The following is a 16,603-nucleotide window of genomic DNA, read 5'->3' as shown; positions in this document are numbered from 1 at the left end:
AAGACACGGAATCCAGGACCACAGCTTCGAAAGCACACCATGCAAGAACTGATCGAACAACTCGAAAAGCGCCGTGCCCAGGCGCGTCTCGGCGGCGGGCAGAAGCGCATCGACGCGCAGCACGCCAAGGGCAAGCTCACGGCGCGCGAGCGCATCGAGCTGCTGCTCGACGACAACACCTTCGAAGAGTGGGACATGTTCGTCGAGCACCGCTCGGTCGACTTCGGCATGGCCGAGCAGAAGATCCCCGGCGACGGCGTGGTCACCGGCTACGGCATGATCAACGGACGCCTGGTGTTCGTGTTCAGCCAGGACTTCACCGTCTTCGGCGGCGCGCTCAGCGAGGCGCATGCCGAAAAAATCTGCAAGGTGATGGACCAGGCCATGAAGGTCGGCGCACCGGTCATCGGCCTGAACGACTCGGGCGGTGCGCGCATCCAGGAAGGCGTTGCCTCGCTCGGCGGCTATGCCGACGTGTTCCAGCGTAACGTGATGGCCTCGGGCGTCGTGCCGCAGATCAGCATGATCATGGGCCCCTGCGCCGGCGGCGCCGTGTACTCGCCTGCCATGACCGACTTCATCTTCATGGTGAAGGACTCGAGCTACATGTTCGTCACCGGCCCCGAGGTGGTGAAGACCGTCACGCACGAGAGCGTGACCGCCGAGGAACTGGGCGGCGCCATCACCCACACCACGCGCAGCGGCGTGGCCGACATGGCTTTCGAGAACGACGTCGAGGCGCTGATGATGCTGCGTCGCCTCTACAACTACCTGCCGCTCAACAACCGCGAGAAGCCTCCGGTGCGCCTGGGCAACAACGGGCTGGGCGATCCGGCCGACCGGCTCGACTACTCGCTCGACACGCTGGTGCCCGACAACCCGAACAAGCCCTACGACATCAAGGAACTGATCCTGAAGGTGGTGGACGACGGCGACTTCTTCGAGTTGCAGCCCGACTACGCGAAGAACATCGTGATCGGCTTCGCGCGCATGGAAGGCCAGACCATCGGCATCGTCGCCAACCAGCCGCTGGTGCTGGCGGGCTGCCTCGACATCAAGAGCAGCATCAAGGCCGCGCGCTTCGTGCGCTTCTGCGACGCCTTCAACATTCCGGTCGTCACCTTCGTCGACGTGCCCGGCTTCATGCCCGGCACCGGCCAGGAGTACGGCGGCATCATCAAGCACGGCGCCAAGCTGCTCTACGCGTACGCGGAGTGCACGGTGCCGAAGATCACCGTCATCACGCGCAAGGCCTACGGCGGAGCCTACGACGTGATGGCCTCCAAGCACCTGCGCGGCGACGTGAACCTCGCCTGGCCGCGCGCCGAGATCGCGGTGATGGGCGCAAAGGGCGCGGTGGAAATCATCTTCCGCGAGGACAAGAACGACCCCGAGAAGCTCGCCGCCCGCGAGGCCGAGTACAAGGCCCGTTTCGCCAACCCGTACGTGGCGGGCGCGCGCGGCTACATCGACGACGTGATCCTGCCGCACGAGACGCGCAAGCGCATCTGCCGCTCGCTGGTGATGCTGCGCGAGAAGAAGCTCGAGAACCCGTGGCGCAAGCACGGCAACATTCCACTGTGAGCGGCACGGAGAAGAAGAACATGTTCAAGAAGATCCTGATTGCGAACCGCGGCGAAATCGCCTGCCGCGTCATTCAGACGGCCAAGAAGATGGGCATCCTGACTGTCGCCGTCTATTCCGACGCCGACAAGGAGGCCCGCCACGTCGAGCTGGCCGACGAGGCCGTGCACATCGGCGCCGCGCCCAGCCGCGAGAGCTACCTGCAGGCCGAGCGCATCATCGCGGCCTGCAAGAAGACCGGCGCCGAGGCCGTGCATCCGGGCTACGGCTTCCTGTCGGAGAACGAAGCTTTCGCGCGGCAGGTCGAGGAAGAGGGCATTGCCTTCATCGGCCCCAAGCACTATTCGATCGCGGCCATGGGCGACAAGATCGCCTCGAAGAAGCTCGCGAATGAAGCCCAGGTCAACACCATTCCGGGCTGGAACGACGCCATCGAGACGGCGGAGCGCGCGGTCGAGATCGCCAAGGACATCGGCTACCCGGTGATGATCAAGGCCTCGGCCGGCGGCGGCGGCAAGGGCCTGCGCGTGGCCTTCAACGACAAGGAAGCCTTCGAGGGCTTCACCTCCTGCCGCAACGAGGCGCGCAACAGCTTCGGCGATGACCGCGTGTTCATCGAGAAGTTCGTCGAGGAGCCGCGCCACATCGAGATCCAGGTGCTGGGCGACTCGCACGGCAACGTGATCTATCTGAACGAGCGCGAGTGCTCCATCCAGCGCCGCCACCAGAAGGTGATCGAGGAGGCGCCGTCGCCCTTCATCAGCGACGCCACGCGCAAGGCGATGGGCGAGCAGGCCGTGGCGCTGGCCAAGGCCGTGAAGTACCAGAGCGCGGGCACGGTGGAGTTCGTGGTCGGCAAGGACCAGAGCTTCTATTTCCTCGAGATGAACACCCGCCTGCAGGTGGAGCACCCGGTGACGGAGTGCATCACCGGTCTCGACCTGGTCGAGCTGATGATCCGCGTGGCGGCCGGCGAGAAGCTGCCGCTGACGCAGGAGCAGGTGAAGCGCGACGGCTGGGCCATCGAGTGCCGCATCAACGCCGAAGACCCGTTCCGCAACTTCCTGCCTTCCACCGGCCGGCTGGTGAAGTTCCAGCCGCCGGGCGAGACCATGTTCGCGAGCGACACGCAGCACCTGAACGGCGTGCGCGTGGACACCGGCGTGTACGAGGGCGGCGAGATCCCGATGTACTACGACTCGATGATCGCCAAGCTCATCGTGCACGGAAAGGACCGCCAGCACGCGATCGCCCGCATGCGCGAGGCGCTCAACGGCTTCGTGATTCGCGGCATCAGCAGCAACATCCCGTTCCAGGCGGCGCTGCTGGCGCATCCGAAGTTCGTGGTGGGCGACTTCAACACCGGCTTCATCGCCGAGCACTACGGCAAGGGCTTCCACGCGGAAGACGTGCCGCACACCGATCCGTCCTTCCTGGTCGCGCTGGCGGCGTACGTGCATCGGCGCTACCGCGCCCGCGCTTCCGGCATCAGCGGGCAGCTCGAGGGCCACGGCGTGAAGGTGGGCGAGCAGTTCGTCGTGGTCGAGCTGGGGCACGAGGGCAAGCATGTGCACCACCCGGTTTCGGTGACCGACTTCCACGGCAAGACCGGCGCGAGCTCGGTGACCGTGAGCGGCAAGACATACAAGATCGACAGCAGCCTCGCGCTGGGCTCGATCCGCGTGCAGGGCGTCGTCAACGACAAGCCCTTCACCGCGCAGGTGGAGCGCGGCGCGGGCAAGAACCCGCTGGCGCTGCGCGTTTCGCACGACGGCACGCAGATCGAGACGATGGTGCTGTCGCCGCTGGGCGCGCGCCTGCTCGAGCTCATGCCCTACAAGGCGCCGCCGGACCTCAGCAAGTTCCTGATGTCGCCTATGCCGGGGCTGCTGGTCGAGGTGTCGGTGCAGCCGGGGCAGCAGGTGCGTGCCGGCGAGAAGCTGGCCGTGATCGAGGCGATGAAGATGGAAAACGTGCTGTTCGCCACGCAGGACGGCGTGGTGGGCAAGATTTCGGCGAACAAGGGCGAATCGCTCGCCGTCGATCAGATCATTCTGGAGTTCAACTGATGGGTGCCAACGACTTTCAACAGGCGCAACAGGCGATCACGCTGCACCGGCCCGCGAAGATCGCGACGCCGCAGGGGCCGTGGTCCGTCGAGGCGATCCAGGCGCTGCTCGACAAGCCGCTGATGGACCTGCTGTTCGAGGCGCAGACCGTGCACCGCCAGCATTTCCCCGAGGGCGACATCGAGCTGGCCACGCTGCTGTCGGTGAAGACCGGCGGCTGTCCCGAGAACTGCGGCTACTGCCCGCAGTCGGCCGAGTTCGACACCGGCGTGAAGGCACAGAAGCTCATGGAGGTCGAGGAGGTGGTGCGCGCCGCGCAGGCCGCCAAGGACGCCGGCGCCACGCGCTTCTGCATGGGCGCCGCATGGCGCGCGCCGAAGGACCGCGACGTCGAGAAGGTGGCCGTGCTGGTCGAGGCGGTGAAGGGCCTGGGCATGCAGACCTGCGCCACGCTCGGCATGCTGGAGCCGCACCACGCGCATCAGCTCAAGGCCGCCGGCCTGGACTACTACAACCACAACCTCGACACCGCGCCCGAGTACTACACCGACGTGGTCGACACGCGCACCTACCAGGACCGCCTCGACACCCTGGCCAACGTGCGCAGCGCCGGCATCAGCGTGTGCTGCGGCGGCATCGTCGGCATGGGCGAGCAGCCGGTGCACCGTGCGGGGCTGATCGCGCAGCTGGCCAACCTGAATCCGTACCCGGAATCGGTGCCCATCAACAGCCTGGTGCGCGTGCCCGGCACGCCGCTGGCCGACTCGGAACCGGTCGATCCCTTCGACTTCGTGCGCATGATCGCCGTCGCGCGCATCACGATGCCGACCGCGCGCGTGCGTCTGTCGGCCGGCCGCCAGCAGATGGGCGATGCGGTGCAGGGGCTGTGCTTCATGGCGGGCGCGAACTCGATCTTCTACGGCGACAAGCTGCTGGTCACCGGCAACCCCGACGTGGAGGCCGACACGGTGCTGCTGCGCAAGCTGGGGCTGAATTCGCGCCAGGTGCAGGAGCAGGCGGAAGGCTGCGCAGCATGACCGCCGCCACCACGCGTCCCTTCAAGGTGCTGGGCATCCAGCAGATCGCCATCGGCGGCCCCGACAAGCTGCGCCTGCAGAAGCTGTGGGTCGACATGCTGGGGCTCGAAGTCACCGGCACGTTCAGGAGCGAGCGCGAGAACGTCGACGAGGACATCTGCGCGATGGGCTCGGGGCCCTTCAAGGTCGAGGTCGACCTGATGCAGCCGCTGGACCCCGAGAAGAAGCCCGCCGTTCACACGACACCGCTGAACCACGTCGGCCTGTGGATCGACGACCTGCCCAGGGCCGTCGAATGGCTCACCGCGCAGGGCGTGCGCTTCGCGCCGGGCGGCATCCGCAAGGGCGCGGCGGGTTTCGACATCTGCTTCCTGCATCCGAAGGCGAACGACGAATTCCCGATCGCGGGCGAGGGCGTGCTGATCGAGATGGTGCAGGCGCCGCCCGAGGTGGTGGCGGCTTTCGGCGCGCTGGCCGCTACGCGTTGACGATCTTCCTGATCGGCGGCTTCACGTCGGAGCGCCTGGGCGGCAGCATCGGCTGGTGCTCGCGCGCCGGGTTCAGGATGATCGAAGTCGCCGTCTCGGTCAGGATGCAGAACTTGGTGAGCACCGCGTCGAGGTGGCTCACGTCGATCACCGCGATCTCGAGGATCCAGCTGTCCTCGCCGGTCACGTTGTAGGCATTGACGCATTCGGGCGTCTCCTGCACCAGCTTGACGACGAGGTCGTAGTCGGCGCGGCCGACGCGGATGATGGCGCGGATGCCGTAGCCCAGCTTGCCGAGGTTGACGGTGGCGCGGTAGCCGCTGATGACGCCGGCTGCCTCCAGCTTCTTCACGCGCTCGGTCACGGCCGGCTGGCTCAGGTGCACGCGTCGGCCGAGCTCGGCCATGGTCAGGCGCGCGTCGGCCTGCAGTTCGGCGAGGATGCGGGTGTCGTGGGCATCCAGGGAGGGGTTCAAGGAAAAGTCCATGCAAGTCCTTCAAATCGACGGTGCGGCAGGGGCAGAACCATGAAATCTGCATGGCTGCGGAAAGATGGCTTTCATACCATGGCCGGCATCCGATACCAAGAAGAGACACCCTCGACATGCCGACCCTCGCTTCCCCCGCCAACGCCGCGCCCGCGGCTGTACGCTCCGGATTGCCGCCGCTTCTGTGGCTTTGCCTTGCCGCCACCTGGGTGGTGTGGGGCTCGACCTATCTCGCGATCAAGTACGCGCTGATCAGCTTCCCGCCATTCCTGCAGATGGGTTCGCGCTTCCTGTTCGCGGGCGTGCTGCTGGCGGCGTGGATGCGCTGGCGCGGGGCGCCGTGGCCGTCGATGGTGCAGTGGCGCAATGCCCTGGTCGTGGGTGCGCTGATGCTGGGCGGCGGCATGGGGGCCACGGCGTACGCCGAGGTGTCGATCGGCTCGGGGCTGGTGGTGGCGTTCATTGCCGTGATTCCGCTGCTGATCGCGCTGCTCAACCTGATCTGGGGCGTGAAGCCTTCGCGGCTGGAGGCGGCGGGCATCGCGGTGGGCCTTGCCGGCGTGCTGATGCTCACGCAGGGCGGCGGTTTCAAATCCTCGCCCGAGGGGCTGCTGGCGCTGTGCATCGGCTGCGCCTGCTGGTCGCTGGGCAGCGTCCTGAGCCAGCGCAGCCTGCCGCTGGCGCCCGGAGCGATGGGCTTCGCGAGCGAAATGCTCTGCGGTGGCGTGGTGCTGATGGTGCTGGCCGCCCTGTCGGGCGAGACCATGAGTTGGCCGCCGCAGCCCCAGGCGCTCGCCGCATGGGTCTACCTGGTGGTGTTCGGCTCGCTGATCGCCTTCAACGCCTACATGGTGCTGCTGGCCAGGGCGCCGGCCGGCCTGGCGGCAAGCTACACCTTCGTGAACCCGGTGATCGCGATGCTGCTGGGCGTATGGATCGCCAACGAGACGGTCACTCGCTTCGAGTGGTACGCCGTGGCCGTGGTGCTGGCCGGCGTGCTGTTGCTGCTCTTCAAGCGAAGAGGGTGACCGGGATTGCCAGGAACACCGCGGAACCGGCTTTGCCGGACCGCTGGTGTTGCCCCCGGCCCCCTCGGGAAGGGGTGGGCGCAGCGACACGAAGTGCGCGAAGCCTGGGGGAGAGAGCCCCGTCAAGCGCCGGGGCGGCGCCACACGGCAAGCGTAGCGGCGAGGAGCCACATGCCGGCTGCGCAGCCGCGGTTCATCATCCTGATGCCGCGCTGGGAGAGAAAACGCACGGCCTGCGTGCCGGCGCCTGCGTAGACCAGCATCACGCAGGTGTCGAGCGCCACGAACACCGCGCCAAGCAGCAGGTACTGCGGGCCCTGCGGCTTCGCGATGTCGACGAATTGGGGGAGGAAGGCCGCGAAGAACAGCACCGTCTTCGGGTTCGACAGGGCCACCGCCAGACTGCGCATCAACGCGACGCGGCCCTGCGGCCGCACTTCGAGCGGCGACCTTGCCAGCGCGGTGCTCAGGTCGGTCGCTTCGCTGCGCCACAGCTTGATGCCCAGCCACACGAGATACGCCACGCCGGCCACGCGGATGGCGTTGAAGAGCCATTCCGAGGCCGCCAGCAGCGAACCCAGCCCGAGCGCAACGACGGTGATCAGCGTGATGCTGCCGAGCGATGCCCCGGCGATGCCCCAGCTCGCGCGGCGCATGCCGCCCTCGATGCCGTTGGACAGCGCCAGCAGCATCGTCGGCCCCGGGATGAGGGCCAGGGCGAGCGAGGCGACGATGTAGACGAGCAGGGTGTCGAGCGTCATGGCTTGGCCGCCGGAGGGCGTTTCTGTTGCGAGGCGGCGCGGGCGCGCGCCAGTGCCGCTTCGACGATGGAGCGCTTGCGCGCGTCGGCGTCCTGCGGGGCTTCGGGTGCGGGAGTTGCAGCTTCTGCCAGCCGGGCGTCGGTGTTGCGGTGCCTGCCGTGCACCTCGTAGCGCCGCCGTGCGCTGAGGGCCTGCTCGGCCGACCAGGCCTGCCAGCCGCTGAGGCCGGGAGTTTCGACCTCTAGCGAGATGCAGTCGACCGGGCAGACCGGAATGCAGAGCTCGCAGCCCGTGCAATGGGCTTCGATCACAGTGTGCATGCGCTTGTTGATGCCGACGATCGCATCGGTCGGGCAGGCGTCGAGGCACAGGGTGCAGCCGATGCACCAGGCCTCGTCGATGACCGCCATGGCGCGCGGACCTTCGGTGCCGAACTTGGGGTCGAGAGGAAGCGGCGCGCGGCCGGTGATCTGCGCGAGCCGTTCGATGCCTTCGGCGCCGCCGGGCGGGCACTGGTTGATGCCGGCCTCGCCGTCGGCAATGGCTTGCGCGTAGCCTGCGCAATCCGGGTAGCCGCACCGTGTGCACTGCGTTTGAGGCAGTGCGTCGTCGATGCGTGCGGCCAGCCCGTTCACTTGCTGCGGATGGCGATGCGTGCGCGCCTCAGAGCGCGGCACGGGCGCCGGGCTGCTTGCGCGCGGCGGGCTTCTTCGCCGCCACGGTCGCGGTCTTCTTCGCGGGCGCCTTCTTGGCGGCCACGGAGGCGGGGATCTTGCGCCCGGGCCTGACGGTGTCTTCGGCGCCGAGGCCGCCACGGCTGCTGGCGCGGCTTTGCGGCTGGTCGTTCGCCTCGATGAACTTCTTCATCTTCGGATAGACCAGCTCGCGCCAGCGGCGGCCGCTGAAGATGCCGTAGTGGCCGGCACCCTTGACCTCGTAGTGCTCGCGCTTGTCGTCGGCGATGCCGGTGCACAGGCTGTGCGCCGCCTCGGTCTGGCCGGAGCCCGAGATGTCGTCGAGCTCGCCTTCGACGGTGAGCAGGGCGGTGCTGTGGATGTCCTGCGGACGCACGCGCTCCACCTGGCCCTTGGGGTTCTTGACGTCCCAGGTTCCGTTGACGAGGTCGAACTCCTGGAAGACGGTGCGGATGGTCTCGAGGTAGTAATCGGCGTCCATGTCGAGCACTGCGTTGTACTCGTCGTAGAACTTGCGATGGGCCTCGGCGCTGGCGTCGTCGCCCTTGATCAGGTCCTTGAAGTAGTCGTAGTGGCTGCTGGCGTGGCGATCGGGGTTCATCGCCACGAAGCCGGTGTGCTGCAGGAAGCCGGGGTAGACCTTGCGGCCCGCGCCCGGGAAGCCCTGCGGCACGCGGTAGATCACGTTGTTCTCGAACCACTCGAAGCTCTTGTTCATCGCGAGGTTGTTCACCGCGGTGGGCGACTTGCGAGCGTCGATGGGGCCGCCCATCATGGTCATGGAGAGCGGCAGCGCCTCGCCGCGGCTGGCCATGAGCGACACGGCCGCGAGCACCGGCACCGTCGGCTGGCACACGCTCACCACGTGGCAGTTGCCGTACTCGGCCTGCAGGCGGCGGATGAACTCCTGCACGTAGTTGATGTAGTCGTCGAGGTGGAATTCGCCTTCCGACAGCGGCACCAGGCGCGCGTTCTTCCAGTCGGTGATGTAGACCTTGTGGTCCTGCAGCATGGTGCGCACGGTGTCGCGCAGCAGCGTGGCGTAGTGGCCCGACAGCGGCGCCACGACCAGCACCACGGGCTGGCTCTTGAGCGTCTTGAGGATGTGCGGCTCGTCGGTGAAGCGCTTGAAGCGGCGCAGTTCGCAGAAGGGCTTGTCGAGCTCGACGGCCTCCTGGATCACGACTTCCTTGCCGTCGACCTTGACGGACTTGATGTTGAACTCGGGCTTCTCGTAGTCCTTGCCGAGGCGGTAGAGCAGGTCGTAGCTCGCAGCCATGCGCTGGGCCATCGGCAACTGGCCCCATACGGCACCGGGGCTGTAGAGCTTGGAGGCCGCCTGGGCGAAGTCCGAGAACGGCTCCATCAAGGAACGCTGGGCTTCGTAGAGTTGATAGAGCATCGCTGGTGTTGGAGTGGAATGTTGCGGCGCAATATATCAGCGCATCCGCTGCGTTGCAGGAGGCCTAACCCCTACATCAGTCCGCCGCCAGGGCCCTTCTGAGAGGGAGTGTGAAGGAATCGTCGCTCGGGGCGGATTCCCTCACACTTTGCTGTCACCTAGATGACTTTGGCGATCGAGGCGCAGACGTGCCCGATGTTCTTGCTGTTGAGCGCGGCCACGCACATGCGGCCGGTGTCGGTGCCGTACACGCCGAATTCATTGCGCAGGCGAACCATCTGGTCCTTGGTGAGGCCCGAGTAGCTGAACATGCCGATCTGGGTGGTGATGAAGCTCATGTCTTCCTTCACGCCTGCGGCCTTGAGGCCGTCGACCAGCGCCTGGCGCATGGCCTTGATGCGCACGCGCATCTCGCCGAGTTCCTTTTCCCACAGAGCGCGCAGCTCGGGGTTGCCGAGCACTGCGGCCACCACGGCGCCGCCGTGCGTGGGCGGGTTGCTGTAGTTGGTGCGGATGGCGATCTTGAGCTGCGACAGCACGCGGCCGGCTTCTTCCTTGTTCTCGCACAGCACCGACAGGGCGCCGACGCGTTCGCCGTACAGGCTGAAGCTCTTGGAGAACGAAGTCGAGACGAAGAAGGTCAGGCCGGCTTCGACGAACTTGGCGACGGCAGCGCCGTCTTCCTTCAGGCCGTAGCCGAAGCCCTGGTAGGCCATGTCGAGGAAGGGCACCAGGCCCTTGGCCTTGACGGTGGCGACGACCTGGTCCCACTGGGCCGGGGTGATGTCGTAGCCGGTCGGGTTGTGGCAGCAGGCGTGCAGCACGACGATGGTGCCGGCCGGGGCCGCGTTGAGCGCGGCCAGCATGCCGTCGAAGTTGATGCCGCGCTTGGCGGCGTCGTAGTAGGGGTAGCTTTCGACTTCGAAGCCGGCATTCGTGAAGAGTGCGCGGTGGTTTTCCCAGCTCGGGTCGCTGATCAGCACCTTGGCGTTGGGGTTGAGCTTCTTCAGGAAGTCGGCGCCGACCTTCAGGCCGCCCGTGCCGCCGATGGCCTGGATGGTGGCCACGCGGCCCGAGGTGACGGGTTCGCCGTCGGCGCCGAAGACCAGCGCCTTGACGGCGTTGTCGTAGGCGGCGATGCCGTCGATGGGCAGATAGCCGCGCGCGGTGGGCGCTTTCATCATGTTCTGCTCGGCCGCCTGCACGCACTGCAGCAGGGGCAGCTTGCCGTTGTCGTCGTAATAGACGCCGACGCCGAGATTGACCTTGTTGGGGTTGGTGTCGGCTGCAAATTGTTCGTTGAGGCCGAGGATCGGGTCGCGCGGTGCCATTTCGACCGCGGTGAACATAGACATGGAAAGGTCCTTTGGGATGAAAGCTTCGCTGCAACCGGAGGAGGCTTTATGCTTTCCGGTTGCCTTGAATTTTACCGGCGCGAGCGCCACCTGTCGGGAACAGCCATGCCAGAGAACAACGAAGCCATAGCAGACCTGAAGAAACTCGACCCCATCGGGCCGGTGAAGCAGGGCGAATTCGTCAGGTTTCCCGACTCCCCGTTCGAGCTCTACCAGCCCTATCCGCCGGCCGGAGACCAGCCTACGGCCATCGAGGGGCTGGTCGAGGGCGTGATGGACGGCGAGTCGTTCCAGACCCTGCTGGGCGTGACGGGTTCGGGCAAGACCTTCACCATGGCCAACGTGATCGCCCGGCTGGGCCGTCCGGCCATCGTGTTCGCGCCCAACAAGACGCTTGCGGCCCAGCTGTACAGCGAATTCCGCGAGTTCTTTCCCAAGAACGCCGTCGAGTACTTCGTCAGCTACTACGACTACTACCAGCCCGAGGCCTACGTGCCGCAGCGCGACCTGTTCATCGAGAAGGACTCGTCGATCAACGAGCACATCGAGCAGATGCGCCTTTCGGCCACCAAGAGCGTGCTGGAGCGCCGCGACACGGTCATCGTGGCCACCGTGAGCGCCATCTACGGCATCGGCACGCCCGAGGACTACATGGAGATGCGGCTGATTGCCCGCGTCGGCGACAAGGTCGGCCAGCGGGACCTGATCTCGCAGCTGATCCGCATGCAGTACACGCGCAACGAGCAGGACTTCGCGCGCGGCACGTTCCGGGTGCGCGGCGACACCATCGACGTGTTTCCGGCCGAGCACAGCGAACTGGCGATCCGCTTCGAGCTGTTTGACGACGAGATCGAGTCGCTGCAGCTCTTCGACCCGCTGACGGGGCGCATCCGGCAGAAGGTGCCGCGCTTCACGGTGTATCCGTCGAGCCACTACGTGACGCCGCGCGACAAGGTGCTGGCGGCCGTGGAAACCATCAAGGTCGAGCTGGCCGATCGGCTCAAGGAGCTGGTCGGCGCCGGCAAGCTGGTGGAGGCGCAGCGGCTGGAGCAGCGAACGCGCTTCGACCTCGAGATGTTGTCGGAAATCGGCCACTGCAAGGGCATCGAGAACTACACGCGGCATCTTTCGGGCGCCGCCCCGGGCGACCCGCCGCCCACGCTGACCGACTACCTGCCGAAGGACGCGCTGATGTTCCTCGACGAGAGCCACCAGATGGTCGGCCAGCTCGGCGGCATGTACAACGGCGACCGGGCGCGCAAGGTCACGCTGGTCGAGTACGGCTTTCGCCTGCCGAGTGCGCTGGACAACCGGCCGCTCAAGCTGGAGGAGTTCGAGGCGCGGGTGCGCCAGTGCATCTTCGTGTCGGCCACGCCTGCGCAGTACGAGAAGGACCATGCCGGCAACGTGGTCGAGCAGCTGGTGCGCCCCACCGGGCTGATCGACCCCGAAGTCGAGGTGCGTCCCGCCACGCACCAGGTGGACGACGTGCTGGGCGAGATCCGCGCGCGTGTCGAGAAGAACGAGCGCGTGCTGATCACCACGCTGACCAAGCGCATGGCCGAGCAGCTGACCGACTACCTGGGCGACAACGGCGTGAAGGTGCGTTATCTGCACAGCGACGTCGATACGGTGGAGCGGGTGGAGATCCTGCGCGACCTGCGCCTGGGCACTTTCGACGTGCTGGTGGGTATCAACCTGCTGCGCGAAGGGCTGGACATTCCCGAGGTGTCGCTGGTGGCGATCCTCGACGCCGACAAGGAAGGCTTCCTGCGAGCGGAGCGCTCGCTGATCCAGACGATCGGCCGCGCCGCGCGGAACCTGAACGGCAAGGCCATCCTGTACGCCGACAGGATGACGGAGTCCATGAAGAAGGCCATCGGCGAGACCGAGCGCCGCCGCGCCCGGCAGATCGCCTACAACGAGGCCAACGGCATCACGCCGCGCAGCATCGTCAAGCAGGTGCGCGACCTGATCGACGGCGTCTACAGCGAGAAGAGCGGCAAGGAGGCGGCCAAGCTCGACCTGGAACGCGCCAAGGTCGAGGACATGAGCGAGAAGGACATCGCCCGGGAAATCAAGAGGCTCGAAAAGCAGATGCTGGAGCACGCCCGCAACCTCGAATTCGAGAAGGCGGCCCGGGTTCGTGACCAGCTGGCGCTGCTGCGGGAGCAGGCTTTCGGGGCGTCCGGCGGCGACAACATCGCCGGCCTGGCGCAGTAAGTCGGACGTTCGCATCTCCCTGCTGCGCCGCGCTGGGGTTTACCCGAGCAGACCTCAGGGCCTTCTGTTATACTTGAGCGAAATACTCAACAACAACGAGAAGAACTTCGCGATGAAGGACCGACTCCTACCGACTGGTTCACCAGCGTCAAGGGTCGGGCAGGGCGGAGACGAAGTCACCGCGGCCCCAGGCCACGGTGTCATTTCAACGGTAAGCACTTGAAGGAGCTTGCGATGCGTCTCACTACCAAAGGCCGTTTTGCGGTCACAGCAATGATCGATCTGGCGTTGCGTCAGAACACCGGTCCGGTCACGCTGGCTGCGATCAGCCAGCGGCAGCAGATCTCGCTGTCGTATCTCGAACAGCTGTTCGGCAAGCTGCGCCGTCACGAGCTGGTCGAGTCGACCCGCGGCCCCGGCGGCGGCTACAGCCTCGGCCGCAAGGCAGCGGACATCACCGTGGCCGACATCATCGTTTCCGTCGATGAGCCCATCGACGCCACCCAGTGCGGCGGCAAGGAAAACTGCCTCGGCGAAGCCGGCCGTTGCATGACCCACGAACTCTGGGCCTCGCTGAACCAGCGCATGGTCGAGTTCCTCGACTCCGTCACGCTGCAGAAGCTGGTCGACGACCAGATCGCCAAGGGCGTGCAGATCGAGAACAAGCCGGTCGTCAAGCGCGCGATCTCCGCGCAGCCGGTGGTCAAGCCGATTCGCGTGAATGCGCCGAACTCGGTGTTCGCACTCGGGAACGCTTTCGCCAAGTCCTGAGTACAGAGTCCCGGCGGCGCCTTCGGGCGCCTCCCTGAGCAGCCCAGATCAAAGAACAACCCCCACGCCAGCACGAGCCAGCCATGGACGTAACTCCTCATTTCCCGATCTATCTCGATTACGGCGCAACGACGCCGGTCGACCCGCGTGTGGTCGACGCCATGATTCCCTGGTTGCGCGAACACTTCGGCAACCCGGCGTCGCGCAGCCACGCATGGGGCTGGGAGGCTGAAGAGGCGGTCGAGAAAGCGCGCGGCCAGGTGGCCGAGCTGATTAATGCCGACCCGCGCGAAATCGTCTGGACCTCGGGCGCAACGGAGTCGATCAACCTCGCGCTCAAGGGCGCGGCCAATTTCTACAAGGGCAAGGGCAAGCACCTCATCACCCTGAAGACCGAGCACAAGGCTGTGCTCGACACCATGCGCGAACTGGAGCGCCAGGGCTTCGAGGTCACCTACCTCGACGTCGAGGAAAACGGCCTCGTCGACCTGGAAAAGTTCAAGGCCGCGATCCGCCCCGACACCATCCTGGTCAGCGTGCTCTTCGTGAACAACGAGATCGGCGTGATCCAGGACGTGGTCTCGATCGGCAACATCTGCCGCGAGAAGGGCATCGTCTTCCACGTCGACTCGGCCCAGGCCACCGGCAAGATCGACATCGACATCACGAAGCTGCCCATCGACCTGATGAGCCTGGCTTCGCACAAGACCTACGGCCCCAAGGGCATCGGCGCGCTGTTCGTGCGCCGCAAGCCACGCGTGCGCCTCGAGGCGCAGATGCACGGCGGCGGCCATGAGCGCGGCATGCGTTCGGGCACGCTGCCCACGCACCAGATCGTCGGCATGGGCGAGGCCTACCGCATCGCCAAGCTCGAGATGCACAACGACATCGCCCACGCGCGCCGCCTGCAGCAGCGCCTGCTCGACGGCCTGAAGGACATCGATCAGGTGTTCATCAACGGCGACCTCGAGCACCGCGTGCCGCACAACTTGAACATGAGCTTCAACTACGTCGAAGGCGAGTCGCTGATCATGGGCATCAAGGGCCTGGCGGTGTCGTCGGGTTCGGCCTGCACCTCGGCCAGCCTCGAGCCCAGCTACGTGCTGCGCGCCCTGGGCCGCAGCGACGAGCTGGCCCACAGCAGCCTGCGCATGACCATCGGCCGCTTCACGACCGAAGAAGAAATCGACTACGCCATTTCGACCATCAAGCACAACGTTGCCAAGCTGCGCGAGTTGAGTCCCCTGTGGGAGATGTTCCAGGACGGCGTCGACATCAGCACGATCCAGTGGTCGGCCCACTGAGCAAGACAGGTCAGCTCAGGCCCGCACCAGGCACCACGATTGAACAAAGTTTGAGAGGTACACCATGGCATATTCTTCCAAGGTCATCGACCACTACGAAAACCCGCGCAACGTCGGCTCCTTCGAAAAGGGCGACGACTCCGTCGGCACCGGCATGGTTGGCGCACCGGCCTGCGGCGACGTGATGAAGCTGCAGATCAAGGTCAATCCCGAAACCGGCGTGATCGAAGACGCACGCTTCAAGACCTACGGCTGCGGCTCGGCCATCGCCTCGTCGTCGCTCGTGACCGAGTGGGTCAAGGGCAAGACGCTCGACGAAGCCGCTGCGCTCAAGAATGCGCAGATCGCCGAAGAACTGGCGCTGCCGCCGGTGAAGATCCACTGCTCCATCCTGGCCGAAGACGCCATCAAGGCAGCCGTGAACGACTACAAGGCCAAGCACGGCGTCAAGACCGAATCCGCTGCCGCCGAAGCTGTCCACTGACATGGCCGTCACGCTGACCGAAGCTGCTGCCCGACATGTCACCCGCTACCTCGGCAAGAGGGGCAAGGGGGTGGGCGTGCGGCTGGGCGTGAAGACCACGGGCTGTTCGGGCCTGGCCTACAAGCTCGAATACGTGGACGAACTGACGCCGGAAGACGTGGTGTTCGAAGACCACGGGGTGAAGGTGCTGGTCGATCCGAAGAGCCTTGCCTACATCGACGGCACGCAGCTCGACTTCGTGCGCGAAGGCCTGAACGAGGGCTTCAAGTTCAACAACCCCAACGAGCGCGACCGTTGCGGCTGCGGAGAAAGCTTCCGCATCTGAGCTGATGCGCCGTCGCTGACTGCGACCACGGCCGCCAACACGTCATGTGCTGGCGGTTTTTTCTTGCCATGAACCTGAACGACACCGACTTTCAACTGTTCGCCGTCCCGGCGACTTTCGCGCAGGACCGCGCCGCGCTCGACGCGCGCTGGAAGGAGCTGCAGCGCGAGGCCCACCCGGACCGTTTTGCCGCCCAGGGTGCTGCGGCGCAGCGCGTGGCCATGCAGTGGTCGGTGCGCATCAACGAGGCCTACCAGCGGCTCAAGGACCCGATCCGCCGCGCCAGCTACATCTGCGAGCTGAACGGTGCACCGCTGGACGCCGAGAACAACACGGCGATGCCTCCGGACTTCCTGATGCAGCAGATGGAGTGGCGCGAGTCGCTCGACGACGTGGTGGACATCGCTTCGCTGGAAAAGCTCCACGCAGAGGTCGAGGCCGGCCGTGCCCGCGCGCTGTCGTCGCTCGACTGGCTGATCGACGAGAAGGGCGATTACCCCGCCGCGGCCACGCAGGTGAGAGCCCTCATGTTCATTGAGCGCTTCGCGCAGGACGTCGAAGCCAAATTCGATCAGTTGGGACAATAACGG

General features: G+C 66.0%; 16 protein-coding genes. 11 read left to right on the top strand and 5 right to left on the bottom strand.

Features of this window, described 5'->3' with window-relative positions; genetic code table 11:
- The first annotated feature begins 39 nt into the window (after nucleotides 1–39).
- From BMY35_RS17855 to BMY35_RS17840, 4 genes are read left to right on the top strand one after another with little or no spacing between them, the layout of a single operon-like run.
- Complete coding sequence (locus tag BMY35_RS17855) at nucleotides 40–1,584, top strand: acyl-CoA carboxylase subunit beta (protein ID WP_093201705.1); 1,545 nt, start codon at nucleotides 40–42, stop codon at nucleotides 1,582–1,584.
- A 20-nt stretch (nucleotides 1,585–1,604) separates the two neighbouring features.
- On the top strand, nucleotides 1,605–3,653 hold the full coding sequence (accC, locus tag BMY35_RS17850) for an acetyl-CoA carboxylase biotin carboxylase subunit (protein WP_093202209.1): 2,049 nt from the start codon (nucleotides 1,605–1,607) through the stop codon (nucleotides 3,651–3,653).
- Entirely contained in the window at nucleotides 3,653–4,690 is a 1,038-nt protein-coding gene (gene bioB / locus BMY35_RS17845) for a biotin synthase BioB (protein WP_093201703.1), read from the top strand. The genes accC and bioB overlap by 1 nt, the downstream gene beginning before the upstream one ends.
- A complete protein-coding gene (locus BMY35_RS17840) occupies nucleotides 4,687–5,178 on the top strand; it encodes a VOC family protein (RefSeq protein WP_093201700.1) in 492 nt (163 codons plus the stop codon). The genes bioB and BMY35_RS17840 overlap by 4 nt, the downstream gene beginning before the upstream one ends.
- On the opposite strand, the gene BMY35_RS17835 is transcribed toward BMY35_RS17840, so the two are convergent.
- Entirely contained in the window at nucleotides 5,168–5,665 is a 498-nt protein-coding gene (locus tag BMY35_RS17835; RefSeq protein WP_093201697.1) for an Lrp/AsnC family transcriptional regulator, read from the bottom strand. The genes BMY35_RS17840 and BMY35_RS17835 overlap by 11 nt on opposite strands.
- A gap of 116 nt (nucleotides 5,666–5,781) precedes the next feature.
- Between BMY35_RS17835 and yedA the strand changes: the two genes are divergently transcribed.
- Nucleotides 5,782–6,693, top strand: a complete 912-nt coding sequence (gene yedA / locus BMY35_RS17830; RefSeq protein ID WP_093201695.1) for a drug/metabolite exporter YedA — start codon at nucleotides 5,782–5,784, stop codon at nucleotides 6,691–6,693.
- Nucleotides 6,694–6,815: 122 nt separating this feature from the next.
- Here the strand turns inward: yedA and BMY35_RS17825 are convergent, their stop codons facing one another.
- The 4 genes from BMY35_RS17825 to BMY35_RS17810 form a co-directional block, all read right to left on the bottom strand.
- Complete coding sequence (locus BMY35_RS17825; protein WP_093201692.1) at nucleotides 6,816–7,454, bottom strand: LysE family translocator; 639 nt, start codon at nucleotides 7,452–7,454, stop codon at nucleotides 6,816–6,818.
- Nucleotides 7,451–8,089: an RnfABCDGE type electron transport complex subunit B gene (locus BMY35_RS17820; RefSeq protein WP_093202206.1), complete on the bottom strand. Its 639-nt coding sequence runs from the start codon at nucleotides 8,087–8,089 to the stop codon at nucleotides 7,451–7,453. The genes BMY35_RS17825 and BMY35_RS17820 overlap by 4 nt, the downstream gene beginning before the upstream one ends.
- Before the next feature lie 28 nt (nucleotides 8,090–8,117).
- Nucleotides 8,118–9,551, bottom strand: coding sequence for a polyhydroxyalkanoate depolymerase (locus BMY35_RS17815; protein ID WP_093201689.1), 1,434 nt, complete (start codon nucleotides 9,549–9,551; stop codon nucleotides 8,118–8,120).
- 158 nt (nucleotides 9,552–9,709) lie between these two features.
- Nucleotides 9,710–10,906, bottom strand: a complete 1,197-nt coding sequence (locus tag BMY35_RS17810) for an amino acid aminotransferase (RefSeq protein ID WP_093201686.1) — start codon at nucleotides 10,904–10,906, stop codon at nucleotides 9,710–9,712.
- Nucleotides 10,907–11,011: 105 nt separating this feature from the next.
- On the opposite strand from BMY35_RS17810, the gene uvrB reads away from it, so the two are divergent.
- The 6 genes from uvrB to hscB all read left to right on the top strand — a co-directional run bounded on the left by uvrB (nucleotide 11,012) and on the right by hscB (nucleotide 16,600).
- A complete protein-coding gene (uvrB, locus tag BMY35_RS17805) occupies nucleotides 11,012–13,129 on the top strand; it encodes an excinuclease ABC subunit UvrB (RefSeq protein WP_093201684.1) in 2,118 nt (705 codons plus the stop codon).
- 234 nt (nucleotides 13,130–13,363) lie between these two features.
- Nucleotides 13,364–13,900, top strand: a complete 537-nt coding sequence (gene iscR / locus BMY35_RS17800) for a Fe-S cluster assembly transcriptional regulator IscR (RefSeq protein ID WP_007828186.1) — start codon at nucleotides 13,364–13,366, stop codon at nucleotides 13,898–13,900.
- Between the two features lie 83 nt (nucleotides 13,901–13,983).
- Entirely contained in the window at nucleotides 13,984–15,204 is a 1,221-nt protein-coding gene (locus BMY35_RS17795) for an IscS subfamily cysteine desulfurase (RefSeq protein WP_093201681.1), read from the top strand.
- 64 nt (nucleotides 15,205–15,268) lie between these two features.
- On the top strand, nucleotides 15,269–15,688 hold the full coding sequence (gene iscU / locus BMY35_RS17790; RefSeq protein ID WP_093201679.1) for a Fe-S cluster assembly scaffold IscU: 420 nt from the start codon (nucleotides 15,269–15,271) through the stop codon (nucleotides 15,686–15,688).
- Between the two features lies 1 nt (nucleotide 15,689).
- Nucleotides 15,690–16,013, top strand: a complete 324-nt coding sequence (gene iscA / locus BMY35_RS17785; protein WP_093201676.1) for an iron-sulfur cluster assembly protein IscA — start codon at nucleotides 15,690–15,692, stop codon at nucleotides 16,011–16,013.
- Nucleotides 16,014–16,081: 68 nt separating this feature from the next.
- The gene (hscB, locus tag BMY35_RS17780) at nucleotides 16,082–16,600 is read left to right on the top strand and encodes a Fe-S protein assembly co-chaperone HscB (RefSeq protein ID WP_093201674.1); all 519 of its coding nucleotides are present in this window, start codon (nucleotides 16,082–16,084) and stop codon (nucleotides 16,598–16,600) included.
- Nucleotides 16,601–16,603 lie beyond the last annotated feature (3 nt).

The organism is Variovorax sp. YR750 (assembly GCF_900109805.1).
GTDB lineage: Bacteria > Pseudomonadota > Gammaproteobacteria > Burkholderiales > Burkholderiaceae_C > Variovorax > Variovorax gossypii.
Note: the sequence above shows the minus strand (reverse complement) of the source record. Positions and strands in the feature narration are given on the sequence as shown.